Origin of the sequence: Nonomuraea salmonea (assembly GCF_042428605.1) — a bacterium.
Classification (GTDB): Bacteria; Actinomycetota; Actinomycetes; order Streptosporangiales; family Streptosporangiaceae; genus Nonomuraea; species Nonomuraea salmonea.
Genome location: NZ_JBHMCF010000028.1, coordinates 17204 through 41593, shown reverse-complemented (window position 1 = coordinate 41593; position 24390 = coordinate 17204). Strand labels below are relative to the sequence as shown.

The 24390-nt window shown below is 70.7% G+C and carries 22 protein-coding genes and 3 pseudogenes; 10 read left to right on the top strand and 15 right to left on the bottom strand.

The window, feature by feature from the left end; all coding sequences use genetic code 11:
- Positions 1-17: 17 nt before the first annotated feature.
- The 5 genes and pseudogenes from ACFFR3_RS50320 to ACFFR3_RS23975 form a co-directional block, all read right to left on the bottom strand.
- A pseudogene (locus tag ACFFR3_RS50320) lies at positions 18-836 on the bottom strand (serine hydrolase); the annotation flags it as partial.
- A 72-nt stretch (positions 837-908) separates the two neighbouring features.
- Positions 909-1412, bottom strand: coding sequence for a helix-turn-helix transcriptional regulator (locus ACFFR3_RS23990; protein WP_364381371.1), 504 nt, complete (start codon positions 1410-1412; stop codon positions 909-911).
- Positions 1413-1476: 64 nt separating this feature from the next.
- Positions 1477-1920 carry a sunset domain-containing protein gene (locus ACFFR3_RS23985; protein WP_345388059.1) on the bottom strand — a complete coding sequence of 148 codons (444 nt, stop codon included), beginning with the start codon at positions 1918-1920 and terminating at the stop codon, positions 1477-1479.
- 91 nt (positions 1921-2011) lie between these two features.
- Complete coding sequence (gene ilvD, locus ACFFR3_RS23980) at positions 2012-3850, bottom strand: dihydroxy-acid dehydratase (protein ID WP_364381377.1); 1839 nt, start codon at positions 3848-3850, stop codon at positions 2012-2014.
- Between the two features lie 151 nt (positions 3851-4001).
- The gene (locus ACFFR3_RS23975) at positions 4002-4829 is read right to left on the bottom strand and encodes a nuclease-related domain-containing protein (protein ID WP_364381380.1); all 828 of its coding nucleotides are present in this window, start codon (positions 4827-4829) and stop codon (positions 4002-4004) included.
- Positions 4830-4969: 140 nt separating this feature from the next.
- Here ACFFR3_RS23975 and ACFFR3_RS23970 point away from each other — a divergent pair, with 140 nt between their 5' ends.
- The 3 genes from ACFFR3_RS23970 (at position 4970) to ACFFR3_RS23960 (ending at position 7170) form a co-directional block, all read left to right on the top strand.
- Entirely contained in the window at positions 4970-6376 is a 1407-nt protein-coding gene (locus tag ACFFR3_RS23970; protein ID WP_379483880.1) for an amidase, read from the top strand.
- A 52-nt stretch (positions 6377-6428) separates the two neighbouring features.
- Entirely contained in the window at positions 6429-6716 is a 288-nt protein-coding gene (locus ACFFR3_RS23965; protein WP_345388051.1) for a hypothetical protein, read from the top strand.
- 91 nt (positions 6717-6807) lie between these two features.
- The gene (locus tag ACFFR3_RS23960) at positions 6808-7170 is read left to right on the top strand and encodes a TPM domain-containing protein (protein ID WP_345388048.1); all 363 of its coding nucleotides are present in this window, start codon (positions 6808-6810) and stop codon (positions 7168-7170) included.
- A 136-nt stretch (positions 7171-7306) separates the two neighbouring features.
- Here ACFFR3_RS23960 and ACFFR3_RS23955 read toward each other — a convergent pair whose 3' ends face one another.
- From ACFFR3_RS23955 to pepN, 3 genes are all read right to left on the bottom strand, one after another.
- Positions 7307-8257, bottom strand: coding sequence for a hypothetical protein (locus tag ACFFR3_RS23955; protein WP_345388045.1), 951 nt, complete (start codon positions 8255-8257; stop codon positions 7307-7309).
- Positions 8258-8458: 201 nt separating this feature from the next.
- Positions 8459-9748 carry a serine/threonine-protein kinase gene (locus tag ACFFR3_RS23950; protein WP_379483879.1) on the bottom strand — a complete coding sequence of 430 codons (1290 nt, stop codon included), beginning with the start codon at positions 9746-9748 and terminating at the stop codon, positions 8459-8461.
- 84 nt (positions 9749-9832) lie between these two features.
- Positions 9833-12376: an aminopeptidase N gene (gene pepN, locus ACFFR3_RS23945; RefSeq protein WP_364381390.1), complete on the bottom strand. Its 2544-nt coding sequence runs from the start codon at positions 12374-12376 to the stop codon at positions 9833-9835.
- 89 nt (positions 12377-12465) lie between these two features.
- Between pepN and ACFFR3_RS23940 the strand changes: the two genes are divergently transcribed.
- Positions 12466-13086 carry a mycothiol-dependent nitroreductase Rv2466c family protein gene (locus ACFFR3_RS23940; protein ID WP_345388036.1) on the top strand — a complete coding sequence of 207 codons (621 nt, stop codon included), beginning with the start codon at positions 12466-12468 and terminating at the stop codon, positions 13084-13086.
- A 101-nt stretch (positions 13087-13187) separates the two neighbouring features.
- On the top strand, positions 13188-14591 hold the full coding sequence (locus tag ACFFR3_RS23935) for an aldehyde dehydrogenase family protein (RefSeq protein ID WP_379483878.1): 1404 nt from the start codon (positions 13188-13190) through the stop codon (positions 14589-14591).
- Here ACFFR3_RS23935 and ACFFR3_RS23930 read toward each other — a convergent pair.
- Together ACFFR3_RS23930 and def are read right to left on the bottom strand one after the other, a co-directional pair.
- Positions 14588-15319 carry an SDR family oxidoreductase gene (locus tag ACFFR3_RS23930; protein WP_364381397.1) on the bottom strand — a complete coding sequence of 244 codons (732 nt, stop codon included), beginning with the start codon at positions 15317-15319 and terminating at the stop codon, positions 14588-14590. The two genes, ACFFR3_RS23935 and ACFFR3_RS23930, sit on opposite strands and share 4 nt — an antisense overlap.
- Before the next feature lie 9 nt (positions 15320-15328).
- Positions 15329-15814, bottom strand: coding sequence for a peptide deformylase (def, locus tag ACFFR3_RS23925; RefSeq protein WP_345388033.1), 486 nt, complete (start codon positions 15812-15814; stop codon positions 15329-15331).
- Between the two features lie 98 nt (positions 15815-15912).
- Here def and ACFFR3_RS23920 point away from each other — a divergent pair, with 98 nt between their 5' ends.
- Complete coding sequence (locus ACFFR3_RS23920; RefSeq protein ID WP_345388030.1) at positions 15913-16380, top strand: ribose-5-phosphate isomerase; 468 nt, start codon at positions 15913-15915, stop codon at positions 16378-16380.
- On the opposite strand, the gene ACFFR3_RS23915 is transcribed toward ACFFR3_RS23920, so the two are convergent.
- Both ACFFR3_RS23915 and ACFFR3_RS23910 read right to left on the bottom strand, forming a co-directional pair.
- The gene (locus tag ACFFR3_RS23915; RefSeq protein ID WP_345388027.1) at positions 16377-16523 is read right to left on the bottom strand and encodes a hypothetical protein; all 147 of its coding nucleotides are present in this window, start codon (positions 16521-16523) and stop codon (positions 16377-16379) included. The genes ACFFR3_RS23920 and ACFFR3_RS23915 overlap by 4 nt on opposite strands.
- Before the next feature lie 33 nt (positions 16524-16556).
- Positions 16557-17786, bottom strand: a complete 1230-nt coding sequence (locus ACFFR3_RS23910; RefSeq protein ID WP_379483877.1) for a GNAT family N-acetyltransferase — start codon at positions 17784-17786, stop codon at positions 16557-16559.
- A gap of 118 nt (positions 17787-17904) precedes the next feature.
- Here ACFFR3_RS23910 and ACFFR3_RS23905 point away from each other — a divergent pair, with 118 nt between their 5' ends.
- Entirely contained in the window at positions 17905-19020 is a 1116-nt protein-coding gene (locus ACFFR3_RS23905; RefSeq protein ID WP_345388025.1) for a PP2C family protein-serine/threonine phosphatase, read from the top strand.
- Between the two features lie 128 nt (positions 19021-19148).
- Here the strand turns inward: ACFFR3_RS23905 and ACFFR3_RS23900 are convergent, their stop codons facing one another.
- A complete protein-coding gene (locus ACFFR3_RS23900; RefSeq protein WP_345388022.1) occupies positions 19149-19745 on the bottom strand; it encodes a LuxR C-terminal-related transcriptional regulator in 597 nt (198 codons plus the stop codon).
- Between the two features lie 153 nt (positions 19746-19898).
- On the opposite strand from ACFFR3_RS23900, the gene ACFFR3_RS23895 reads away from it, so the two are divergent.
- A complete protein-coding gene (locus ACFFR3_RS23895; RefSeq protein WP_379483876.1) occupies positions 19899-21203 on the top strand; it encodes a M50 family metallopeptidase in 1305 nt (434 codons plus the stop codon).
- 22 nt (positions 21204-21225) lie between these two features.
- On the opposite strand, the gene ACFFR3_RS23890 is transcribed toward ACFFR3_RS23895, so the two are convergent.
- Positions 21226-22014: a hypothetical protein gene (locus ACFFR3_RS23890; protein WP_364381411.1), complete on the bottom strand. Its 789-nt coding sequence runs from the start codon at positions 22012-22014 to the stop codon at positions 21226-21228.
- A 165-nt stretch (positions 22015-22179) separates the two neighbouring features.
- Between ACFFR3_RS23890 and ACFFR3_RS23885 the strand changes: the two are divergent.
- Positions 22180-22323, top strand: a pseudogene (locus ACFFR3_RS23885) (ATP-binding cassette domain-containing protein); the annotation flags it as partial.
- Positions 22321-22753: pseudogene (locus ACFFR3_RS23880) on the top strand (LuxR C-terminal-related transcriptional regulator); the annotation flags it as partial. The pseudogenes ACFFR3_RS23885 and ACFFR3_RS23880, both read left to right, overlap by 3 nt.
- Before the next feature lie 99 nt (positions 22754-22852).
- Here the strand turns inward: ACFFR3_RS23880 and ACFFR3_RS23875 are convergent.
- Positions 22853-24169, bottom strand: coding sequence for a DUF2716 domain-containing protein (locus tag ACFFR3_RS23875; RefSeq protein ID WP_379483875.1), 1317 nt, complete (start codon positions 24167-24169; stop codon positions 22853-22855).
- Between the last annotated feature and the right edge of the window lie 221 nt (positions 24170-24390).

Sequence of the window (24390 nt, the reverse complement as noted above, 5' to 3'; positions counted from 1 at the left end):
AGGGCGGTGACCGCGATTCTCGACAGTCGTTCGATCGTCGTGACGCCCGCCTCCATGGTGGGGCTGCGCTCCGACAGCACGGCGATGAGCAGGTCGTGGCCGGGGACGATGACCCGGCCCACGCTGTTGACCGTCCACAGCCCGTCGTGCCGCGCGGCGGGCAGCCAGCCGTTCTTCAGCGCCACCTCGCCGCCGGCCGCCGCCGCGCTGACGCCCCATGCCTGCGCCGGCTCCACCGACGACATCAGCTCCAGCGCGTAGCGGCGCTCGCGGTCGGGCAGCGGCCCGCCGGGCACGACCAGCCGCTCCAGCACCTCCACCTGGTCGGAGGGCCGGCTGCGCGTGTAGCCCCACGACGTGTCCGCGCCGGGCGTGGTGTGCCGCACGCCCAGCCGGCGCAGCGTCCGCGCCAGGCCGGGCGCGCCGCTGATCGCGGCGTACAGCTCGCGGGCGCAGTCGTTGTCGCTCTGCCGGATCATCCGCGAGGTCAGCCGCCGCTCGTGCGCGCTGAGCCGGCGGTCGTGCCCGTCCAGCAGGAACGCCAGCAGGATGTCCACCTTGGCGACGCTGGCCAGCAGGAACGAGGCGCGCTCGCGGAAGGCGTACCTGACGCCCGTCGTACGGTCGTGGACGGCCAGCGCGGCCCTGCCTGGCCGCCCGCCGAGGTAGCGCTCCAGCTTGAGGTCGAGGGCTCGCCACACGTCGGTGGGCGGCGAACCCTCGCCCGGCTCGGGGGCGTGCAGGACAGGAAGGCTCGGGGGTGGCTCAGGCGGCCCCGGGCCGCCTGGGAGGGTGACCAGCAGGGCGGCGAACAGCGACAACTCCCGTACGCGCATGTGCGGGAGCCTGCCAGCCGTCACCCCAACGGCCGGGGCGAGCGGAGTCAAGCCCCGGCCAGTTCTCCCGGGTCAGGCAGCTGTGTTGGAGGCGCGCCGCTTGCGGCGCTGGAACGGCAGGAACCGGTCGGCGAGGTGCGGCCTGGACGGTGTGAGCGTCGGCTCGACCGCGATGATGCGGTCGAACCTGAACGCCCTGATCGCCCGGCGCATCCTGCACACGCCGACGAGGTACCAGTATTCGCGGTGCACGAGGCACGTCACCGGCTCCACGTCACGCGCGGTGACGCGGCCAGAGGCGTCGCGGTAGTGCAGGCGGACGTTGAGCCGGCTGGTGATGGCGTCGGCCATGAGCCTGGCCCGCGCGGCGACGTCGGCAGGCAGCGGCTCTGTGAGGGTCGTGAGCGTGGTGGCGATGACGTCGTCGTCGAGGTCGAGGTGCTCGAATGCGTGCTGCAGGCCACGCCGTGCGGTGACGGCCTGGGGCCCCGCTCCGAGGTGGGCGAGGGAGAGTGCGAGTGCGGCGATCTCGGCGGTCGTCAGCGGGCGAGTATCGTGCTTCACGACTGTCGTCATACCCCAACAATAGAGATGACGACCGACATTTTTCGAAAACCTGTCCGGAAGGACACCCCTCGCGTCAGGGATAGTGGCGGTATCCGGCGGCTCTCGCCTCCTCCTCCGTGCAGAAGAACCGGTCCTGCAGCGGCGTCGTGTAGAACTCGTCGCCGGGGACGTTGTAGCTCATGGCGGCCATGAAGCCGGAGGCGACGACCGGCAGGCCACCGCACCTGACCACGTGGTACGGGTACCGCGTCATCTCGGCGACCACCGGCGTGAAGGACGCGAGCGCGTACACGACCGCGGCCGCCGCCAGCGCCCGCAGCCAGTCCGGCCGGAAGCGCAGCAGCGCGAGCGGGAGCAGGCCCACGAGGAAGGCCAGGCCGAACAGCCCCAGATAGGGAACCGCGAACGCCACCCACGACCATCCCCATAACGCGACGACCACCGCGACCAGCCACAGCGCGGGCACGCCTGCGACGAACGCGGCCAGCCACGCGCTCGCGCGCAGATATGACCTCATGTGGGATGAGATGCCGGACCACGTGGGCCGGTTCCCTCGGAGACGCGAGAACCCCCGCCGCAGTGCGACGGGGGTCCTTCGTGTCGGTGTGTCAGCGGGAGAGCTGCGTCAGGTCGCGGGAGGCGCCCGTGGAGGCGGACGTCGTCATCGCCGCGTACGCCTGCAGCGCCACGCTCACCGGCCGGTTGCGGTCGCGCGGCCGGTAACCGCCCAGCTCGGCCAGCAGCCGCTCGCGGCGCTGAGCCAGCTCGTCCTCCGGCACCCGCAGCTCGAGACCCCGGTTGGGGATGTCGATGTCGATGATGTCGCCGTCCTCGATCAGCGCCATCGCCCCGCCCTCGGCCGCCTCGGGTGAGGCGTGGCCGATGGACAGGCCGGAAGTGCCGCCGGAGAAGCGCCCGTCGGTGACCAGCGCGCACGCCTTGCCCAGGCCCTTGCCCTTGAGGAAGGACGTCGGGTAGAGCATCTCCTGCATGCCGGGGCCGCCCTTGGGGCCTTCGTACCGGATGACGACCACGTCGCCGGCCTTGACCCGCCCGCCGAGGATGCCCTCGACGGCCTGCTCCTGCGACTCGAACACCACGGCCGGACCGCTGAACGTCCAGATCGACTCGTCCACGCCGGCCGTCTTCACGACCGCGCCGTCACGCGCGATGTTGCCGTAGAGCACGGCCAGGCCGCCGTCGGCGGTGTAGGCGTGCTCGCGGTCGCGGATGCAGCCGGCCTCGCGGTCGAGGTCGAGGGTGTCCCAGCGGTTGTCCTGGGAGTAGGCCTTGACCGTGCGGACGTTGCCGGGCGCCGCGTGCCACAGCTCGACGGCCTCGGGCTTGACCGACGGCGAGCGCACGTCCCAGGCCGCCAGCACGTCGGCCAGCGTGCCGCCGGTGACCGTGGGCACGTCGCGGTGCAGCAGCCCGGCCCGGTCGAGCTCGCCCAGGATGGCGGGGATGCCACCGGCCCGGTGGACGTCCTCGACGTGGTATTTGTCGGTGGCCGGGGCGACCTTGCACAGGCACGGCACCCGCAGCGAGATCTCGTTGATCTCCTTGAGCCCGAAGTCGACCTCCGCCTCGCGGGCGGCGGCCAGCAGGTGCAGGATCGTGTTGGTGGAGCCGCCCATGGCGACGTCGAGGGCCATCGCGTTCTCGAACGAGGCGCGGGTGGCGATCGAGCGCGGCAGCACCGACTCGTCGCCGTCCTCGTAGTAGCGGCGGGTGATCTCGACGAGCTGCCGGCCGGCGTCCTCGAAGAGCTGCTTGCGGGCCTTGTGGGTGGCCAGCACGGTGCCGTTGCCCGGCAGCGCCAGGCCGATGGCCTCGGTCAGGCAGTTCATGGAGTTGGCGGTGAACATGCCGGAGCACGAGCCGCAGGTCGGGCAGGCGTTCTCCTCCATCTCCAGCAGCTCGGCGTCGGAGACGGAGTCGTCGGCGGAGGCGATCATCGGGTCGATCAGGTCGAGCTTCTTGCCGGGCGTCTTGCCGGCCTCCATGGGGCCGCCCGAGACGAAGACCGTCGGGATGTTCAGCCGGAACGCGGCGAGCAGCATGCCCGGCGTGATCTTGTCGCAGTTGGAGACGCAGATCAGCGCGTCGGCGCAGTGGGCCTCGACCATGTACTCGACGGCGTCGGCGATCAGCTCGCGCGACGGCAGCGAGTAGAGCATGCCGCCGTGGCCCATGGCGATGCCGTCGTCGACCGCGATCGTGTTGAACTCGCGGGGGATCGCCCCCGCCTCCCTGATCGCCGCGGACACCACGTCGCCCACCTCGCGCAGATGCACGTGGCCAGGGACGAACTGGGTGAAGCTGTTGGCTACGGCGATGATGGGTTTACCGAAGTCGCTCCCGGCTACGCCGGTCGCCCGGAGCAGGGCCCGGGCACCGGCCATGTTCCTGCCGTGGGTGACTGTACGTGACCTGAGGGCGGGCATTGGGCTTCTCCCATCGCTTGGTGAGTCTTCACATGGTACGGCCACCGCCCGGTACATGAGACGACTGTCCAGACGCCGGACATCCCGGCGTGAAAAAAACCGGCCGCCCGTCTCGGTGATCGAGACGGGCGGCCGGTCGACGTCTGGTCGGTCAGCCCTCGCCGTAGCGCGGCGGCAGCACCTGCGCGGCGATGTCGTAGATGCGGTCGATCTCGGCGGCGGTCAGCGCCCGCTCGCGCTTCGTGATCCACTTACGGGCGCGATCGCCCTGGTAGACGTCCACGTCGCGGATGGTCATGATCTTCCACGGGACCGGCGGGCCGTAGATGGCCAGCGACGGCACGACCGAGATCTCCCGGCCGAACATCTCGCTGATCAGCTTGCTCGCCTCCGTCGCCTCCCACTTGGCCTCGGTGAGCCGGGGCTTCATGTCGAAGGGGCCGTGGAAGAGCTTTTTGCCCATCTGCACGCGTACGGGCAGCCGGCGATCCCACTTCTCGGAGTCGACCGCGTACACGCCGGTCGGGCCCACCACGAGATGGTCGATCTGCGCCTCGCTGCCGGGGATCGCACGGGCGTGCAACGTGCGGTAGCCGCTGCGTTCGAGCTTCTTCAACTGCGCCTCGGTGCGGCGCTCCGCGACGGACGAGCGCCGCCACGCCGGCACGGACGAGTGGGACCGCGAGCGGTAGACCGCCTCCAGGATGGCCGCGATCACGCCCGCGGTCACCCCTATCCGCCAGTCGTGCACAAGGAAGCCCACCGCCAAGCCGACGGCCACCGCCACCAGAGCGCGGTTGCGCAGGCGGCGGACCCGTGGTTGTTGCAGCAGGCTGCGCACGGACGCGCGCTCGACCGGCGCGTACGTGGAGGTGGGCGCCGAAGGCCTCGCAGCGGCGGTCTGCTCGCTTTCTGGCCGGTCGCTCACCCAGATGGGTGAGGCGTTGTGACCGTCTTCACGCTGGTTGTCGGAGTCCACGCAACTCACCGTAGCCCGGGGTTTCGATCGATTCCTAGTGTTGTCGTGTCCATAGTTTTATGGCCCGGCTCATCGTGTTCCACGCATGTTTTCGGGGTATGTCTTTTGTTCTTCTCTAGAGATGTCCAAGGGTTCCGAACGTGCCTGAACTCCACGAGCTGTCCGCGCTCGACCAAGCCCGCTCCATCCGTTCGCGCGACATCTCGCCCGTCGAGCTCACGCGGCACTACCTCGACCGGATCCAACGCATCGATCCGGGCATCGGCGCCTACGTGACCGTGACCGGCGAACAGGCAGTCGACCAGGCACGCAGCTTGGAACGCGAGCTGCCCGACGGGCCACTCGCCGGAGTGCCGATCCCGGTCAAAGATCTTAACCTGGTGAAGGACGTGCCGATCCGTTTCGGCTCGGCCACCTACCGTGACTTCGTCGCACCCGTCGACGACACCGTCGTCACCCGCCTGCGCGCAGCCGGCACGATCATGCTCGGCAAGACCGCCACCCCCGAGTTCGGCCTGCCCTGCTACACCGAGACCTCCGTCGGGCCGCCCGCCCGCTCGCCGTGGGATCCGCGCACGTCGGCGGGCGGCTCCAGCGGGGGAGCCGCCGCCGCCGTGGCCGCCGGGCTCGCCCCCGCCGCCCACGGCAGCGACGGCGCGGGCTCGATCCGCATCCCCGCCTCGGTCTGCGGCCTGTACGGCATCAAGCCCACGCGCGGGCGCATCAGCTTCGCGCCGATCATCCCCGACCTCGCCGGTCTGTCCACGAACGGGCCCATCGCCCGTACCGTCGCCGACGCCGCGGCCCTGCTCGACGTCATGGCCCACAACGTGCCCGGTGACCTCTACCTGGCGCCGCCGCACGAGGGCACGTTCCTCTCCTGCGCCTTCCGCGAACCCGGCCGGCTGCGCATCGCCCGCTACGCCGAGCCCGTCGTGCCGGAGGCGGAGGTCGACGCCGAGGTGCTGGCCGCGTACGAGGAGGCCGCCAAGACCCTCGCCGACCTCGGCCACGACGTCGTCGAGATCCGCCGTCCCTTCGGGCCCGACGTGGTGCCCACGTTCGTCACCCTCTGGTACGCCTTCGCCTGCATGCACCCCGTACCCGAGGAGAACGAGCACCTGCTGCGGCCACTCACCCGCTGGCTGCGCCGGCGCGGCCACGCCACCTCGGCGCCCGGCTTCCTCCAGGCCCAGGCGCAGCTCCAGCTCGCCACGCGCGCCGCCCTGGAGATCACGAACGCCTACGACGCCGTCCTCACCCCGACCGTCACCCAGCCGCCCCGGCCCGTCGGCTGGTTCGAGGACGTGGACGACCCGGAGGAGACGTTCGAGCGGATGAAACGCTTCGCCGCCTTCCCCGCCATCTACAACGTCAGCGGCCAGCCCGCCGTGAACCTGCCCCTGCACTGGAGCGCCGGCGGGCTGCCCATCGGTGTCATGCTGGCCGGCCGGATCGGCGAGGAGGGCCTGCTGATCTCCCTGTCGGCGCAGGTGGAGGCGGCCAAGGGCGGCTTCTGGGGCTCCCGGCGGCCCCCGGTCTGGTAAGACACCCGCGGCGGGTCTGGCCGGACCCGGCGGCGAGGATTACGGTCTTGTTGTGAACAGCGCGGCAGAGATCCTGCTCTTCCTCATCGGGGCGTCCATGGGGCTGTTCGTCCTGATCACCCTGCTCGTCCTGCTCCCCGGCCGCGGCTCCGCCCGGCCCCGCTCGGGCCCCATCTGGCTGGGCGGCCCCTCCAGGAGCGAACGCGGGGTGAGCACTTCCGGCCTGGCGCTGGCCGACCGCGTACCGGAGTGGGCCGACGTCCCAGAACACGACTGGGTGACCGCCGCGGAGACCGCCGAACCCAGCGCCCGCACTGGCGGCGCCTCCGCCGGCTGGTGACCCCCATGCCCCACCTCCCCACATCCCTGGCCCGCCGCACCACCGGCCGAAGGCTGATCGCCGCCCGTCCCACCACCTGGCGAGGTACGTCATGCGAGGACTGACCGCCGCACAGGCCGACGACATCCGGCAGGCGTTGCACACCGCCGAGCGGCGCAGCGGCCTGCGCTTCGGCCTCTTCATCGGCGAATCCGCCGGCGGCCGGCGCCACTTCGCCGAACGCCTCCACGCCGCACTCGGCACGGAAGCCCCCGACGCCGTCGTCATCTTCGTCGACCTGAACGGACGCGGCCTGGAGATCGTCACCGGCGAGAACGCGAGGCGGCGCCTGAGCGACGGCGCCTGCCGGCTGGTCGCGATGTCGATGGCCACGGCGTTCAGCGTCGGCGACCTGGCGGGCGGCCTCCTGTACGGCATCGCCGCCCTCGGCGAACACGCCACCGCCCGCCGCTGACCCCACTCGCCCCGCCACACCGAAGCCGGCCCGCAGGGGGAGCACCCACGCCGCCGGGACGTCCACGCTCTGGTCGCCCCGCTCCGCCGGACTGGTCACTCACAGCCCGGAAGCGGGGCCAGAGAAGGCAGCGCGCTCAGAGCCGTTCGAGCAAGGTGACGATGTGGCGGCTGACGCCCTCCAGCAGCGTCGCGGGCTCGATGGGCGCGTCGGCGACCGCCGAGAACAGCGACGGCAGGCCGGGCAGCGGGAACCCGTCGTCCTTGAGCGCCGCCGCACCCACCGCGTTCTTGTCGAGCGAGGCCCGGCTGCGCTCCCAGGCGTCCAGCACCTCCTCAGGGGACGGCACCCCGAACCCGTGCCCGACCGGCGCCGCGTGCCGCAGCCGTACGAGCGGGGTCTCGGCGAAGGTCAGCGCCGTACGGGCCCGCGTCTCCAGGTCGGCGCGCGGCTCGGGATCGATCCAGTGCATGGCCGTGCAGGGGTTGCGGCAGGCGGCCACGCACACGGCCAGCGCCCCGGCGACCTGGCTGTGCTGCCGGTCGAAGTACGCCCGCCACCCCGCGGCCGGCTCCACGGAAACGCGCAACGTCCGGTTGGTGGCGGACTGCTCGGACTTGGTGTGATCGCACTCCCGATCCCCGATCACCCCGAACCGGCTGCCCACCGCGCTCAGCCCCTCAGGCCACCGCGCCGGATCGCCGGCGTGCCCGAGCTGCGGCTCGAAGGCCAGCAACGGCAGGTACTCGCTGGCGATGTGCACGGCCGCGATCATCGGGCTGAGCTCGCGCCGGTGCCAGCGGGCCGCGATGACCTCGAGCAGCAGCCCGTACGCGGGCCGCAGCGACTCCAGGGCGCCGCGCGGCTGCTCGCGCGGGGTCTGCGGCATGTGGCAAGCCCGGGCACGCCGCCGAAGGTCGGCGGGCACCACCCGCGCCTCGGCCGCGAAGTCCTCGGCGTCCAGCGAAAGCAACCGGTGCCCGAACTCGCACACCTCCTCGATCTCCCCGGCGGGCGCGAGCGCACCGAGATCGGCGAAGGCGTAACGACGGGCAAGGGCGATGAACAGGTCACGAGTCGAGTCCACGCGACGACTTTCTCACGATCAGCGCCCGATGACGGACATACACCCCTCGATCCCCCGCCCGCAACGCCCGGCTGAGCGCAGGAGCAGGGCGAGGCGCCCCGGACAAGCACAGGAGAGGCTCGGAACGCTCACAAGAGGTGCGGGAAGGAGCCGGAAAACGTGGGCGAGGGCGGGACGCCCGCTAAGGGGCTGGCGGCCTGGTTAGGGGCAGGGGGCGCGGATGCACTGGATCTCGCCCGTCGGCTTGCTGACCGTGGGCTCCGACGTCGGCTCCTCCGGGCCTGGCGGGGTCGTCGGCTCCTCCGTCGGGGTCGGCTCTGGCGGCGTCGTGGGCGGGGAGCTGGGGGTGCGGGTCGGGGTGGTGGGGGTGGTGGTCGGGTGGGAGACGCTGGGCGCGGGGGTGCTCGTCGCCGACGGTTTCGGGGTGGGGGAGCGCCGGACGGGCTGGGCCGTGGGGCGCCTGGGGGTGGCCGTGGGGGTGGGAGGCACGATGTCGACCGGGGTGCCGAGGAAGGTGGGCGGCGAGACGTTGGCGCCGCCGCTCGTCGGCTCGGCGGGACGCCACCACACGGTCCCGGCCACGACGGCGGTGACGATGACGGCGATGAGCATGGTGAGCCCGGCCCGCAGCGTCTTGTTGCGGCGCCGCGGCGCGGGCAGCTCGCGGGGGGCGCTCAGCGCCTTGCGCGCCGCCTCGGCCATCTGCGGCGCGGACTGCCAGCGCGCGTCGGGCGACTTCTCCAGCGCCCTGGTGACGACCTGCCGCGGCCCGGGCGGCACGCTGTCGGGCAACCGGGGCGCGGGGGAGTTGAGGTGCTTGAAGATGATCTGTACGGGAGTGTCGCCCTGGAACGGCAGCTCCCCGCTCAGACACTCGTACGCCACCACCCCCAGCGCGTAGACGTCGACCGCGGGCGTCACGTCGCTGGCGGTGGCCATCTCGGGAGCGCAGTAGCCGGCCGAGCAGAGCATGGTGCCGGTGGCCGTGAGCTGCCCCGCCGAGGCGGAGTGGGCGATGCCGAAGTCGGTGAGCACCACGCCCCCACCGGCCCTGACCATGAGGTTGGCCGGCTTGACGTCGCGATGCACGATGCCCTGGGCGTGGGCGGCGGCCAGCGCCTCGGCGACCTCGGCGACCAGCCGCATGGTGGTCTCGACGCCGAGCGGCCCGCGCCGCAGCACCCGGTCGAGCGACTCGCCCTCGACGTAGGCCATCACCAGGAAGCTGACCCGGCGCCCCTCGACCTCGCAGACGCCGTAGTCGTAGACGTCGACGACGCCGGGGTGGCGCAGCGTGGCCATGGCCCTGGCTTCGTTCTGGAAACGCTGGATGAAGGTCGGGTCTTCGCTGAGCGCGGGCATCAGCACCTTGACCGCGACCGTGCGCCCGAGCACGGTGTCGTCGGCACGCCACACCTCGCCCATGCCGCCGCCGCCGAGACGGTCGCCGAGCACGTAGCGGTCGTTGAGGGTGGTCCCCGCGCCTAGCACCGTTCGAGGCTAACACCGCACCCGGGGTGCCATCGTCAACTCGATGTAGCCGGTAGGCCACGGAGGCCTACCGGCTGTGACCGATCAACCTGCCGCCGCGGCGTCCTTCTCCCGGTTGCGCAGCGCGCGGCCGACGCCGTCGGCGCCCTCGAGGATGAGCCTGCGCAGCGCCTGCGGCGGCTGCGCCTCGGTGAGGAAGCGCTGGGCGGCCTCGACCGTGGCGGGCTCGATGAGGAACGAGGGGAAGCAGCCGACGGCGAACGTCGAGGCCTGGTCGAACGTCCACTCCTTGTAGATGCGCCCGGCCTCGGCGAAGTACTTCTCCCTGTACGGCGCCAGCAGGTCGATGTGGTGCGGGTCCTGGAAGCCGCCGATGGTGGCCCTGGCGATGTGGTTGGCCAGCTCGCCGCCCACGATGCGCTCCCACGCCGCCGCCTTGGCCTCGGCCGTCGGGATGGCGGCCCGGCACGTGGCGGCCGAGCGCTCACCGGTGGCCGTGGGGTCGCGCCGCAGCTCGGCCTCGATGTCGGCCTCGCCGCACCGGCCGCCGGAGACGAGCGCCTGCAGCAGCGTCCAGCGCAGGTCGGTGTCGACGGCCAGCCCGTCGGGCACCGAGGTGCCGTCGAGGATGCCCTGGATCAGGTCGAGGTCGCCGCCCGAGGTGGCGACGCCCGCGAACGCCTGCACGAAGGCGAGCTGGTGGTCGGAGCCCGGCGCGGCGGAGCCGAGCAGCGCGCGCAGCTCGGTGGCCAGCAGCGCGAGGCCCTCGGGCTGCCAGGCCGGGTCGGCGTACTGCTGCACGGCCTGCCTGGCCTGGCGCAGCACGGCCTGCAGGACCGTGATGTCGGTGACCGTGGCCGCGCCGGAGACGACGAGCCTGACGTAGTCGCGGGCGGGCATCTCGCCGTCGCGGGTCATGTCCCAGGCCGCCGACCAGCACAGGGCGCGCGGCAGCGACTCGGTGATCTTCGCGATGCCGCCGTCGACGAGCGTGCGCAGGGAGGCGTCGTCGAGGCGGATCTTGGCGTAGGTGAGGTCGTCGTCGTTGAGCAGCACCAGGTCGGGCTGCTCCTCGCCGACGAGCTGGGCCACCTCGGTACGGGCGCCGACGACGTCCAGCTCGACCCGCTTGGTGCGGGTGAGGGTGCCGCCGGAGAGCGAGTACAGGCCGATCGCGATGCGGTGCGAGCGCAACGTCGGGTAGTCGGCGGGAGCCTCCTGCAGCACCTCGAACTTGGTGAAGCGGCCCCCGGACACCTCGAACTCCGGCCGCAGCGTGTTGACCCAGGAGGTCTCCAGCCACTCCTTCGACCAGGCCGACAGGTCGCGCCCGGAGGTGCGCTCAAGAGCGTCGAGCAGGTCCTTCAGCTCGGTGTTGCCCCAGGCGTGCTCGGCGAAGTAGTCGCGGACGCCGGCCAGGAAGTTGTCCAGCCCCACGTACGCGACGAGCTGCTTGAGCACGGAGGCGCCCTTGGCGTACGTGATGCCGTCGAAGTTGACCTCGACCGCCTGCATGTCGGGGATGTCGGCGGAGATGGGGTGGGTGGAGGGCAGTTGGTCCTGGCGGTAGGCCCATGCCTTTTCCACGTTCGCGAACGTCGTCCACGCGCCGCCGCCCCACCGGGTGGCCTCGGCCTGGGCGAGCACCGACATGTAGGTGGCGAACGACTCGTTCAGCCACAGGTCGTCCCACCAGCGCATGGTGACGAGGTCGCCGAACCACATGTGGGCCATCTCGTGCAGAATCGTCTCGGCGCGCCGCTCGACGACGGCGTCGGTGACGCGGGAGCGAAAGACGTAGTCCTCCAGGAACGTCACGCAGCCCGCGTTCTCCATGGCGCCGGCGTTGAACTCGGGCACGAAGAGCTGGTCGTACTTGCCGAAGGGGTAGCGCACGCCGAACACGCGGTGGAAGAAGTCGAAGCCCTGCCGGGTGACCTCGAGGATGTTGTCGGCGTCGAGGTGCTCGGCGAGCGAGGCGCGGCAGTAGATGCCGAGCGGGATGCCGTCGTGCTCGGAGGTCACCTTGTGGTACGGCCCGGCGACGAGCGCGGTGATATAGGTGGACATGACCGGCGTGGGCGGGAACTCCCACCGCTTGGCGGTCTGCCCGGGAACGTCGCTCACCGTCTCGGCGGCGGCGTTGGAGACGACCTCCCAGTCGCCCGGCGCCAGCACGGTGAGCTTGAAGGCGGCCTTGAGGTCGGGCTGGTCGAAGCAGGCGTACATGCGGTGGGCGTCGGCCGTCTCGAACTGGCTGTGCAGGTAGACCTTCTGGTCGACCGGGTCGACGAAGCGGTGCAGGCCCTCGCCGGTGCGCATGTAGCTGCAGCGGGCGTCGACGACGAGCTCGTTGGCGGCGGCCAGGGACAGCAGCGGGAAGCGCCCCTGCCCGGCGTCATAGGCGCTGACGTCGAGGTCCTCGCCGTTGAGCGTGACCCGCCTGACCTCGGCGCCGTGCAGGTCGATGAAGGTGGACGACCCCGGGGCCGTGCTGGTGAAGCGGACCTTCGTGACGCTCTCGAAGCGCTCGTCTCCCTCGGTCAGGTCGAGTGCCACGTCGTACGACTCGACCGTCAACAGCCGGGCGCGCTCACGAGCCTCGTCCCGGGTCAGGTTGCCTGCCAACTTGCGCTCCTTTTCACCACTTCGTCGGGGTTGTCCGTATCCTGCCACGCCGGGAATAGGACCCGAACCACCTCAGGTTACGGGCTGACATGACAGAGAAGATTCCCGTGGATCTCTGGTTCGATCCTGCCTGTCCGTTCGCCTGGATCACCTCACGATGGCTGCTCGAAGTCGAGAAGGTCAGGCCGATCGAGCCGCGCTGGCGGCAGATGTCCCTTTACTTCCTCAATGAGGACAAGGACGTCCCCGCCGACTACCTCGAGCGGGCCGCCAAGGGCATGGGCTCCGTACGCGTCGTCGCCGCGGCCGCCGCCAAGCACGGCGAGCAGGTCATCGGCCCGCTCTACACCGCGCTCGGCACCCGCCTGCACAACGAGGGCCTCGGCAAGGAGTCCGAGCGGCTGCGCGAGGTCATCGAGGGCGCGCTCGACGAGGTCGGCCTCGACCGCTCGCTCGCCGACGAGATGCGCTCGGAGGACTACGACCCGGCCATCCGCGCCTCCCACGAGGAGGGCATCGGCCTGGTCGGCGAGGAGGTCGGCACCCCGATCATCCGCGTCGGCCAGAACGCCTTCTTCGGCCCGGTCATCACCAAGATCATTCGTGGCGAGGACGCGGGCAAGCTCTGGGACGGCGTCCTCATGGTCACCCAGTACCACGACTTCTTCGAACTCAAGCGCACCAGGACCAAGCGCCCGCAGTTCGACTGACCACTCCGGGAAGAAGAAAAGCGGGTCGCGGTGTAAAGGGCTTATCCCCGAGTGCGGATGAGCCCTCGCATCCCGGGCCGGGTCGCTGTCAGGATGGGTCCATGCGTCAGCTGTACATCGGCGGCTCCTGGACCGCATCGGCATCCGACGAACCCATCGAGGTCGTGAACCCGGCCACCGAAGACGTCATCGATCACGTGCCCGCCGGCACGCCCGATGACGTCGAGGCGGCGGTGGCCGCGGCCGGGCGCGCCTTCCCCGAGTGGTCGCGCACGCCCGCCGCCGAGCGCGGCAGACTGCTCGCCGAGGCCGCCGAGCTGCTGAGACAGCGTTCGCACGACATGGCCAAGACCATCGCGACCGACATGGGCGCGCCGCTCGGGTTCGCGCTCAAGGTGCAGACGCTCACGCCCGCCGCCGTCCTCGCCTCCTACGCCGAGCTGGCCGGTAGCCACCCGCGCGAGTCGCGGGTCGGCAACTCGCTGATCGTGAAGGAGTCGGTCGGGGTCGTCGCCGCCATCACGCCGTGGAACTACCCGCTGCACCAGGTCGTGTGCAAGGTCGCGCCCGCGCTGGCCGCCGGCTGCACCGTGGTGCTCAAGCCGAGTGAGGTGGCGCCGCTCGCCGCGTACGCGCTGGCCGAGATCTTCGACGAGGTGGGCCTGCCGCCGGGGGTGTTCAACCTGGTCAGCGGCCGGGGGCCGGTCGTCGGCGAGGCCATGGCCGCCCACCCGGGCGTCGACATGGTCTCCTTCACCGGCTCCACCGCGGCGGGCCGCCGGGTGGCCGCGCTCGCCGCCGAGACCGTCAAGCGGGTGGCGCTGGAGCTGGGCGGCAAGTCCGCCAACCTCATCCTGCCCGACGCCGACCTGCCGCTCGCGGTCAAGGTCGGCGTGGCCAACTGCTTCGTGAACGCGGGCCAGACCTGCTCGGCGTGGACCCGCATGCTCGTCCAGCGCGACCAGTACGACGAGGCCGTCGGGCTGGCCGTCGAGCTGGCCCGCGGCTACCGCGTCGGCGACCCCTTCGACGAGTCCACCAAGATCGGGCCGCTGGTCTCGGCCGCCCAGCGCGACCGGGTGACCCGCTACGTCAACCGGGGCCAGGAGGAGGGCGCCAGGCTGGTGGCGGGCGGCACCGAGCGGCCGTACGAGCGCGGCTACTACGTCGAGCCCACGGTCTTCGCGGCCGTCGAGCCGGGCATGACGATCGAGCAGGAGGAGATCTTCGGCCCGGTGCTGTCGCTGATCCCGTACTTCGACGAGAACGACGCCGTCAAGATCGCCAACGGCACTCCCTACGGCCTGGCCGGGGCGGTCTGGGCGGGCACCGACGAGCGCGCACTCGACGTCGCCCGCCGCCTGCGCACCGGTCAGGTGGCCGTCAACGGCGGCCGGTTCAACCCCATGGCCCCCTTCGGCGGCTACAAACAGTCGGGCCTCGGCCGCGAGCTGGGCGAGCACGGCCTGGAGGAGTTCTTGGAGATCAAGTCACTGCAGCTCTAGACGACCAGGCCGCCCGTGGCCAGGATGTTCTGGCCGGTCACCCACCGCCCGTCGGGGCCGGCCAGGAACGCGACCACGGCCGCGATGTCGTCGGGCCTGCCCAGCCGCCCCAGCGCGGTCATGGCGGGCGTCTGCGCCAGCGCCTCCGGCGGGTTGGCGCCACGCAGCATGTCGGTGTCGGTGGCGCCGGACGAGACCACGTTGACCGTGATGCCGCGCCCGCCCAGCTCGCGCGCCGCCACCTTGGCGAACTGCTCCATCGCCCCCTTGCTGCCGCAGTAGAGGGCCAGGGTGGGGGCGGGCACCCGCGTGTTGAGCGAGGAGACGTTGACGATGCGCCCGCCGTCGCGCATCACCCGGCCCGCCCACTGAATCGCCAGGAAGACCGCCTTGGCGTTGACCGCGAACACCCGGTCGTAGTCGTCGCCGGTGATGGCGTCGATGGGCTTCTGGGCCTCGGCGGTGGCGGCGTTGTTGACCAGGATGTCGAGGCCGGGCAGCCGCGCCTCCGCCTCGGCGAACAGCCGCCGCAGGTCCTCCTCGTCGCCGAGGTCGGCGCGCACGGCGTGTGCTCCCGTCTCCTTGGCGACCTGCTCGGCCGCCTCGGCGGAGCTCTGGTAGCAGAAGACGACCTCGGCGCCGTCGGCGGCCAGCCGCTCGACGATCGCCCTGCCGATGCCCCTGGAGCCGCCGGTGACCAGTGCGCCCTTGCCGGAAAGTACGCTCATGCCGCCAAGCTACGCCTTGAGCATGATCGTCCGGGCCTCGGTTCGCGGCAGGCGATCGATGTAGAGCTTGCCGTCGAGGTGCTCGGTCTCGTGCTGCATGCAGCGGGCCAGCGAGCCGCGCGTCTTGAGGCGTACGGGCCGCTGCAACCGGTCGAGCCCCTCCACCGACACGCCCGCGGCGCGCGCGACCGGCGCATAAAGCGGCTTGCGGGTGCCGCGGTCGGTCACCGACAGGCAGCCCTCCTCGTCGATCACCTCTTCAGGGTCGTCCACGGTCAGGACCGGGTTGATCACGTGTCCCTTCCGCCCCGCGATGTCGTAGACGAACAACCGCCGCGACACGCCGATCTGCGGGCCGGCCAGGCCGACGCCGTTGACCGCGTACATGGCCTGGAACATCTCCTCGATGAGCCTGCGCAGCTCGCGGTCGAAGTCCGTCACCGGCTCCGCGGGCGTGCGCAGGACGGGGTCGCCGAGGGCCCGGATCTCTCGCATGACTCTGCTCTCGCCTCTCGTGTAAGGATTGGATGTGCATAGGAGTCCTTACTCTACCGAGCGGGAACCTCTCGCCGGGGCTGTGGAAGACTGGCACCGTGCGTGTCTACATCGGTGCCGACCATGCCGGCTATGAGCTCAAGAACCACCTCGTGTCCTGGCTGAAGGACCACGGGCACGAGGTGACCGACTGCGGTCCCTTCGTCTACGACGCCGAGGACGACTATCCCGCGTTCGTCCTGCGCGCCGCCGAAGGCGTCGCCGGCGACCCGGGCAGCCTGGGCATCGTGATCGGCGGATCGGGCAACGGCGAGCAGATCGCCGCCAACAAGGTGCGCGGCATCCGCGCCGCGCTCGCCTGGAGCGAGGAGACGGCCGGTCTCGCCCGCGAGCACAACAACGCCAACATCGTCAGCGTCGGCGCCCGCATGCACTCCACCGAGGAGGCCACCAGGTTCGTGGAAGTCTTCCTGTCGACCTCGTTCTCCGGCAGCGAGCGCCACAGCAGGCGCATCGCGCAGCTGACCTCCTACGAGACCATCGGCCAGCTGCCCTCGCTCCCTTAGCCCTTGCGCTTGGCCTCGCGCCTGGGCATCTCGTCGCGCAGGGGCCGCCTGTCGGCGGCCTCCTGCTGGTTCTTCGACGGTCGCGACACGTCGCGGGCGCGCATCGCGACGACCGGCGTGATCTGCAGACTTTGCAAGGCCATGCCGTCGAGCCTACGTCAGGATCGCCGGGCGGGTCAGAAGACCAGCCCCGTCCACGGCCTCGGGCTCCACGACATCGCCGTGGCCAGCCTGTGCACGACGCCCGCGGTGTGCTCGCGCAGCAGGCCCGCCTGCAGCTGCTCGCCGAGCATCCCGTCGCCGAGGTACGCCGAGCCGAGCGCGGCCACCGGCAGCGTGACGTCCGGCTCGTCGTCCACCGGCTTGCACGTGGCGCCGGTCAGGTCGGCAGTCAGCCGCCAGCGCCGCGCGTTCCACGGGCAGACGTCGTCCTCGACTTCGATCACCACGTCCACCGGCGCCGCGTACGACCGCGCCGACAGCGCCCTGTCCACCTCGACCACGCGCACCCACAGCTCGTCGGCCCACCGGGCGCGGACCTGCCGCTGGTCGGCCAGCAGCGCGATCAGCGGGTCGTCGACCGGCCTGCCGTACGTCTCGACGCGGGTGACCAGGTCGCGGTCGAGCACGTTGCGCCAGAGCAGCGCGTACGCGGCCGGGTCGGCCGCCTCCAGCTCGCCCAGCATCAGCGTGCCCGCCGGGATGTCGTTCTCGTCCCACGACGACTTGATGCGGAACAACGCGTAGCCGCGCACGCCCTGGTCGTCCTCGGCCAGGATCGCCCGCAGCGGGCCGCGCCCCGCCTGGTCGGCCTCCTCGTCGGCCAGGATGCCCGTCCAGTGGTGCGCGTTGCGCTCGTAGCGGCCGGGGCGCCGCGTGACGACGGCGGCGAAGAGCTTCTCCAGCTCCTCGCGCACCTGCGCGGGCTTGGCCACCCTGATCCGCAGCGACGGATCCTGGGGAGCGTTCCGCACGAACGCCGAGCGGCGGGTGTCGATGCGGAACGGCAGGCTGGTGGAGGCCCTGCCGTAGCCGTACCGGCCGTAGATGAGGGATTCGGACGCGTAGAGCGCGGCCACGGGCTCGCCGCGCTCACGGATGTCGGACAGCTGCCTGCGCATGAGTGCGGACAGCACCCCGCGCCGGCGGTGGGAGGGCAGGACGCTGACGGCCGTCACCCCGGCGACGGGCAGCTGCCCGCCGGGAACCGTCATCGTGAAGCTGTAGACGGAGGTGACGCCGGCCATCTGGTCGCCGTCGAAGGCCGCGAGCGTGCGGTCGAACTCCGTCTCGGCCTTGGCCCGCTCGATCATGGCGGGATGGGGCGCCCACCCGAACGCCTCTTCGAGCACCTGGCTGTAGACCGGGAACTCGGACTCGTCAATCGGACGGATCGGGTACGTCATCCGTCCACGGTAGGAGCGGGCAAAGGGGTGAGGCCACCGAATATACCTGCTTAATGATCAAGGCGTTGGTCAAGTGGGCTGCCCAAACAGGGGTCAGACCGATACAGTCAGGCGCATCATGAGTTCCCGTCCGGCGCCGCTGATCCCGCCACGGGTCCGCGCCGCCCTGGTGCGGGTGCCCTTCCTCGTGCACGTCGTCCGCTTCGTCCGGCGCGTGTTCATCGCCCGTGACCGCAACCTGCTCATCACGCTCATCGTGCTGGCGCTCGTCATCGGGTTCCTCGCGGCCGAGGTGTCCAACGAGTGGTTCTCGCCGTCGCTGCTCATTCTCGTCACGCTCGTCGGCGGGCTCCAGCTCCGGCTGCGCAGCCTGATCAAGCTGCTGGTGGGCGTCGGGGTCTCGCTGGGCTACGTCGCCGTCAACCTCGGCGCGGGCCGGGTGGGGCTCGGGCTCGGCGTGACGATCCTGTTCACCACCGTGCTCGCCGTGCTCATGGCCCGCACCAGGGGCAAGCTCGGCGTCCAGGGCCTGCGCGGCGACGCCATGCTGCTGGAGCTGCGCGACCGGCTGAAGAGCCAGGGTGAGCTGCCCCAGCTGCCGAAGGACTGGGGCGCGAAGGTCGTGCTCAAGCAGGCGGGCGGCTCGTCGTTCGGCGGCGACTTCCTGGTCTCCATGCGCGACGGCGACTTCGTCGAGATCGCGCTGGTCGACGTCTCCGGCAAGGGCGTCGACGCCGGCACCCGCGCGCTGCTGCTGTCGGGCACGTTCGGCGGCCTGCTGGGCTCGGTCGACGACTTCCTGCCCGCCTGCAACGCCTACCTGCACAGGCAGCGCGGCGACGAGGGCTTCGTCACGGCCGTGCACCTGCGACTCGACCTCGCCACCGGCGACTACACGATCACCTCGGCCGGGCATCCGCCGGTCGTGAAGTTCGACGCCGGCACCGGCAACTGGCAGGTCGCCTCGGCCAAGGGCGTCGTGCTCGGCGTGGTGCCCGACCTGCACTGCGAGCCCGACAGCGGCACCCTGCGCAAGGGCGACGCGCTGCTGCTGTTCACCGACGGCCTCATCGAGCAGCCCGGCCGCGACATCGACGCCGGGCTCGACCGGCTGCTCGGCGAGGCCGAGCGGCTGCTGCCGTCGGGTTTCCGCGACGGCGCCAGGGCCCTGGTCAACGCCATGGCCTCCGGCCACAACGACGACTGCGCGCTGGTGCTCATCTGGCGACCGTGACGTTTCACACGGGACGAGTCGTGACACTGGTCACTTTCAGCGGACGCCGCCCGGCTGAGATCCTCTAGGGGGTCGGGCCCCGGCGGAGCGGCGCGGCTCCACCGGGTCCCGTCACGCGGCTCCTCCCGTCACAACCAGCCGCAGTCGCTCGCGATGCGCACCGCGTCGAGCCGGTTGCGCGCGCCCGTCTTGCACATGATGCGCGACAGGTGGTTGCGCACGGTGCCGACCGACAGGAACAACTCGTCGGCGATCTCCGTCGAACGGGCGCCGCCCGCCGCGATGCGCAGCACGTCGAGCTCGCGCCTGGTCAGCGGGTTGGTGGCGCACTCCAGCGCGGCCACGGCCAGCTCCGCCTCGATCGCCCGATGGCCCGCGGCCACCTGGCGCACGCCCTCCGTCAGGTGCTCGGGGCGTACGCACAGGCTCATGAAGCCCAGCGTGCGACCCGCCAGCGCCTCGCGGACCTGGGCCGGGTTGGGGGCGGCCGACAGGAGCAGCACCCCGCAGCGGGGCGCGTGCTCGGCGAGCAGGGCGCTCGCCGGCCGTCCTGGAAGGTCGAGATCGACGACCGCCACGTCAGGATCGGCGTCCAGCGCCGCACGGACCACCTCGTCGGCGTGTCCTGCCTCGGCCACCACCCGCATGTCGGGCTCGGCTCCGAGCGTGGCGAGCAGACCACGGCGCACCAAGGGAAGGTGCTCGGCGATCAGTATGCGGATCAAGACGTCCCCCTCCGTCGTCTCTTAGGGTGATCGTCTGATCGCACCCTGTCAATGCCCGTCAAAAGCGGTACGCCGTGCGGCGTGGCGAGTTCGACTACTCTGGGGCTGTCGGACCTTTCGTCTGTCCTTATCGTTTGCCGGGAGCGCGTCTAGATGAACTGGCTCTACGCCGTGGGGATCATCCTGTTCCTCCTCGGCCTGATGGTCTCCATCGCGCTGCACGAGCTCGGTCACCTGGTCCCCGCCAAGCTCTTCGGGGTCAAGGTCACCCAATACATGGTGGGTTTCGGCGGCACCGCGTGGTCCCGGCGCAAGGGCGAGACCGAATACGGCATCAAGTGGATCCCGTTCGGCGGCTACATCCGCATGATCGGCATGCTGCCGCCGCGTCCCGGCGACGACCCGACCAAGGTGCGCAGCACCGCCACCGGGCCGTTTCAGGGCCTCATCGAGTCGGCCCGCGACGCCGCCCAGGAAGAGGTGCGGCCGGGCGACGAAGAGCGCGTCTTCTACCGCAAGAAGTGGTGGCAGAAGGTCATCATCATGTCGGGCGGCCCGGCGATGAACTTCGTGCTCGCCTTCGTCTTCTTCAGCATCCTGCTGGTCGGCATCGGCCTGCCCACCTGGGCCCCGATCGTCTCGCCCGACACCAACACGTGCGTGATCCCGATCTCCGAGCAGCGCGCGCAGTGCACGCCCGCCGACAAGCCGACCCCGGCCGCCCAGGCCGGCATGAAGCCGGGCGACGAGATCGTCGCCTTCGACGGCAAGAAGATCACCTCGTGGGACGACGCCACCAAGCTCATCCGCTCCCACGGCCCCGGCCCGGCCAAGGTCGGCATCGTCCGCGACGGCAAGCCGATGACGCTCGACGTCACGCTCATCGCCCAAGACCGGCCCAACCTCGACGACCCGACGAAGATCGACAAGAACGTCGGCTTCCTCGGCGTGCTGCCCACCGAGGTCATGGAGAAGCAGAGCATCGGTCAGGTGGTCGGCTACATGGGCGACCTGTCGGTCAGGGTCGCGAGCTCCTTGCTCAACCTGCCCAACAAGATGGTCGGCGTCTGGCACGCCGCCTTCTCCGGCGAGGAGCGCGACCCCGAGGGCCCGGTCGGCGTGGTCGGCGCGGGCCGCATGGGCGGCGAGATCCTCGCCTCCGACCTGTCGACCGAGAAGAAGATCGCCATCTTCGTCAACCTGCTGGCCGGCTTCAACCTGGCGATCGGCATGTTCAACCTGCTGCCGCTGCTGCCGCTCGACGGCGGCCACATCGCCGGGGGCCTGTGGGAGGGCATCAAGCGGGCCTACGCCAGGATCATGCGCAGGCCGGAGCCCGCCTATGTGGACATCGCGAAGGTGCTGCCGGTGACGTACGCGGTGGCGATCGTCATGATCATCATGGCGGGCCTGCTCGTCTACGCCGACCTGGTCAACCCGCTCACGCTGACGAACTGACCCCTTGGTGGTCCGCTGGGCGTCACCAGCTCAGCACCCGCAGCCGCGCCCGCTCCCCGGCAGGTCGCGCCTGCACCCGCAGCTCGGGCACGGCGTCGCGCAGCACCGTGATCCCGAACGGCACCAGCACCAGGCACAGGGCGGCGCCCGACAGGACGCCGTCGACAAGCTCGCTCCTCTTCAGCACGCCGGTCCACAGCCACCCGGAGAACACGAACAGCGCGAGCCGCCCGGTGCCGAACACGCCCGAACGGAAGGCGGCCGCGCCGAGGACCAGCGTCCCGAGGTAGAGGCCGAAGGCGGCCGAGACCGGCACCCGCCAGGGCCCGTAGGAGATGTCCGCGTACAGGTCCATGACGATCCCGGTCGTCCGCTCCAGCCCGAGCGTCCCGATGAGCCGCAGGGCCGTCTCGTCCACCCCGGCCCAGTACAGGCGCGAGAACAGCCCCACGACCAGCAGCGCGCCGCCCAGGAGGGCCGCCCGTGGCGAGCGCGTGGCGACCACCCTGGCCAGCGTGGCGAAGGCCAGGCACAGCACGATGGCGCCTGCCGTGTAGAGGGCGTACCCGGCCGTGGCGAGCCCGGGGTTCACGACGTACGCGGCCAGCTGCTCGGGTGCGGCGAACGGCTGCGCGGCGAAGGACGCCCGCTGCTCCGGCGTGAAGTCCGCCGTGCTCCACGCCAGATGGCGCAGCGCCAGCCCGGCGAACCACAGGAGCGGGCCGAGCACCAGGGCGCCGCCACCGAGGAGCCGCCCGGGGAACCAGGCGTTGGTGTGGACCGACGGGGGAGTGAGGGTGATCGATGACATGGCGCTCACCCTGGCGTGCGGGAGAAGACCGCCGCATCTGCCGTTCGGCAGGTACGGGATGCCACTTTCGTCATGCGCGTCTCCTGCCCGATGGTGGCGGAGGTGCCGGTCGTAGCACGCTGAATGCGCCAATCACCGATGGGCCGACCACGGAAGGACGCGCGCATGCCACCAGTGATCGAGGTACGCGACCTCCACAAACGCTACGACGACAAGATCGCGGTCGATGATGTCTCGCTCACCGTCCAGGAGGGTGAGATCTTCGGCATCCTCGGTCCGAACGGCGCCGGCAAGACCACGACCGTGGAGCTGACCAGGCTCGGCGTCACCGCGCGTGTGCTGGTTCTTACGACACCGACACCCGCGTCCTTCCCGCGATCGAGGCGGGTGCGACCGGGTACCTGCTCAAGGACTCTCCCGGGAGGACCTGCTGCGGGGTGCGCGGGCCGCCGCCAAGGGCGAGAGCGTGCTGTCCCCTTCGGTGGCGGCACGGCTGATGAACCGGGTCAGGCCGCCCGCGCCGCAACTGCTCAGCCGGCGTGAGCTTGAGGTCCTCGAACTCGTGGCAGCCGGGAACACCAACCGTGAGGCGGCCGCCCGGCTGTTCATCACCGAGGCCACGGTCAAGAGCCACCTTCTGAACATCTGCGCCAAGCTCGGCGTGGGGGACCGCGCCGCCGCCGTCACCGAGGCGTTCAACCGGGGGCTGCTCGTCCCACGCGCGCCTGAACAGCCCTGACCCTTCCCCCCGTAGTGGCGGAGAGTCTTTTCAGAGTGTGGGAATGGCAGCTGCTCCGATCGGCCTTTGTCGGGTTGAATCCGCGCGGGCGGCATGTCGTCAGGGACCGAAGCTCCAGACGTTGCCGATCGGGCGCCCACCGCGTCGCAGGACGGTGCCGAGCAGCGCGGTCAGTTCTTCGTCCACGTGTGCCAGGAGTTCCTCGCCGAAGACACACAGGGAGGCTTCGCGCCAGTTGCCGAACGTGCCCATCCTGAGGTCCTTGGTGACCTGGATGACGTGTTCATCGACGAGGTAGGCGTAACTTGCCCAGAGTGGTTGACCTGGCTCACCGGCACGGAGCGGATCCATACGGGACCCGCTGATGTGCCACTTGAGACAGTAGAGTCGATCTCCAGATCGAGCGCCGGCGCGTATGCCGCGCTTGATGACCTCCTCCACCTGGGTCAGCAAGGGATCGTTCGAGCGCTCGACGGTGGCGAGAAGCCAGGTGGCGGAGTCTGGAGGTTCGATGATGCCGCGATCGGCGGTCTCATAGGTCACCTCGAACCGGGTCTCGAACCGCTTCCAGATCTCGTCGTGCTCGGGGTCGGACAGGAGTTGCTTCGTGGCACGGTCAGTGGCCGGCTCACCTGCGGGCGCCCATCGGTAGGTGCTCACCTGGGCGATCTCATGAAAGCCCGTGGTGACGTAAGCGGGCACCAGCGAGTCGGGCGCTTCGGCTACGAGATATCGCGGCGTACGGGGCCGGAACACGCGTAGACCACGCCATTCGGCCCATGCGGCCGCGGCTTGGAGTAGTTCGCGGCGGGGGCCGGTGATGCCTCCGATGGCTGCGAAGTCGGTGCCGCCCACGCGTTCGATCCAGAGCGCGTCCAGGATTCGCCCGTCGTACTCCAGCACCAGGATCTCCATCTCCGATCCCGTCCCGCGGGCCATTCCGTCGGCCTCCATCTCCGAGAGCGGCCGTCGTTGATCGGGTGCGGCCGCGGCCCTACGGGAGAGTCGCTCACGTTCTCCGGAGAGAGGGTGCCGTACCTGCATGCCCGGCCGAAGGAGTTCGAGCGACGGGACGTCCGCGATGTCAGCCACGAGAACGGTGCGCTCCGGCCCGGGGATGAAACCCGCGGCCCGCAGCGATTCGCCGAGTAGCGGAGAGTCGTGAGCGTAGACCTTCCACTCGATTGGCTCGTGGCGCGCGGCGAAGAGGTCCTGCTGTCGACGGATCAACTCCGCCAGGTCGTCGCTGGCTGGACCGGTGTGGTCGACGGTCCCGTGGGTGCCATAGTGGGTGCGCACCAGCGGCCCGTCCCGCTCGACGACGGCTCCCCATGGCAGGTCCTGCGGAACGAGGCCTCGTAACTGGCTTTCAAAGACAGACAGCAGCATCTCAGGCGCTTCGGCCACGTCATCCACCTCTACTCAGTCCTGGTCAACTCATATGCCGCTCACGCATGAGGGCCGCCTCCTCGAATGATCGAGGTTGAATCCTGCAGGAACCAAGGTACATATGTCCACGAGCTGGTGTAATTCAGACCCTTAGCTCTCGACGGCCTGGCTGTACACGACAGGAGCCGGTGCCGGTTCTTGACTCCTCGCGGCCTGCTCCCGTCAGGCCCCGTGAGCAGGGCGTCCAC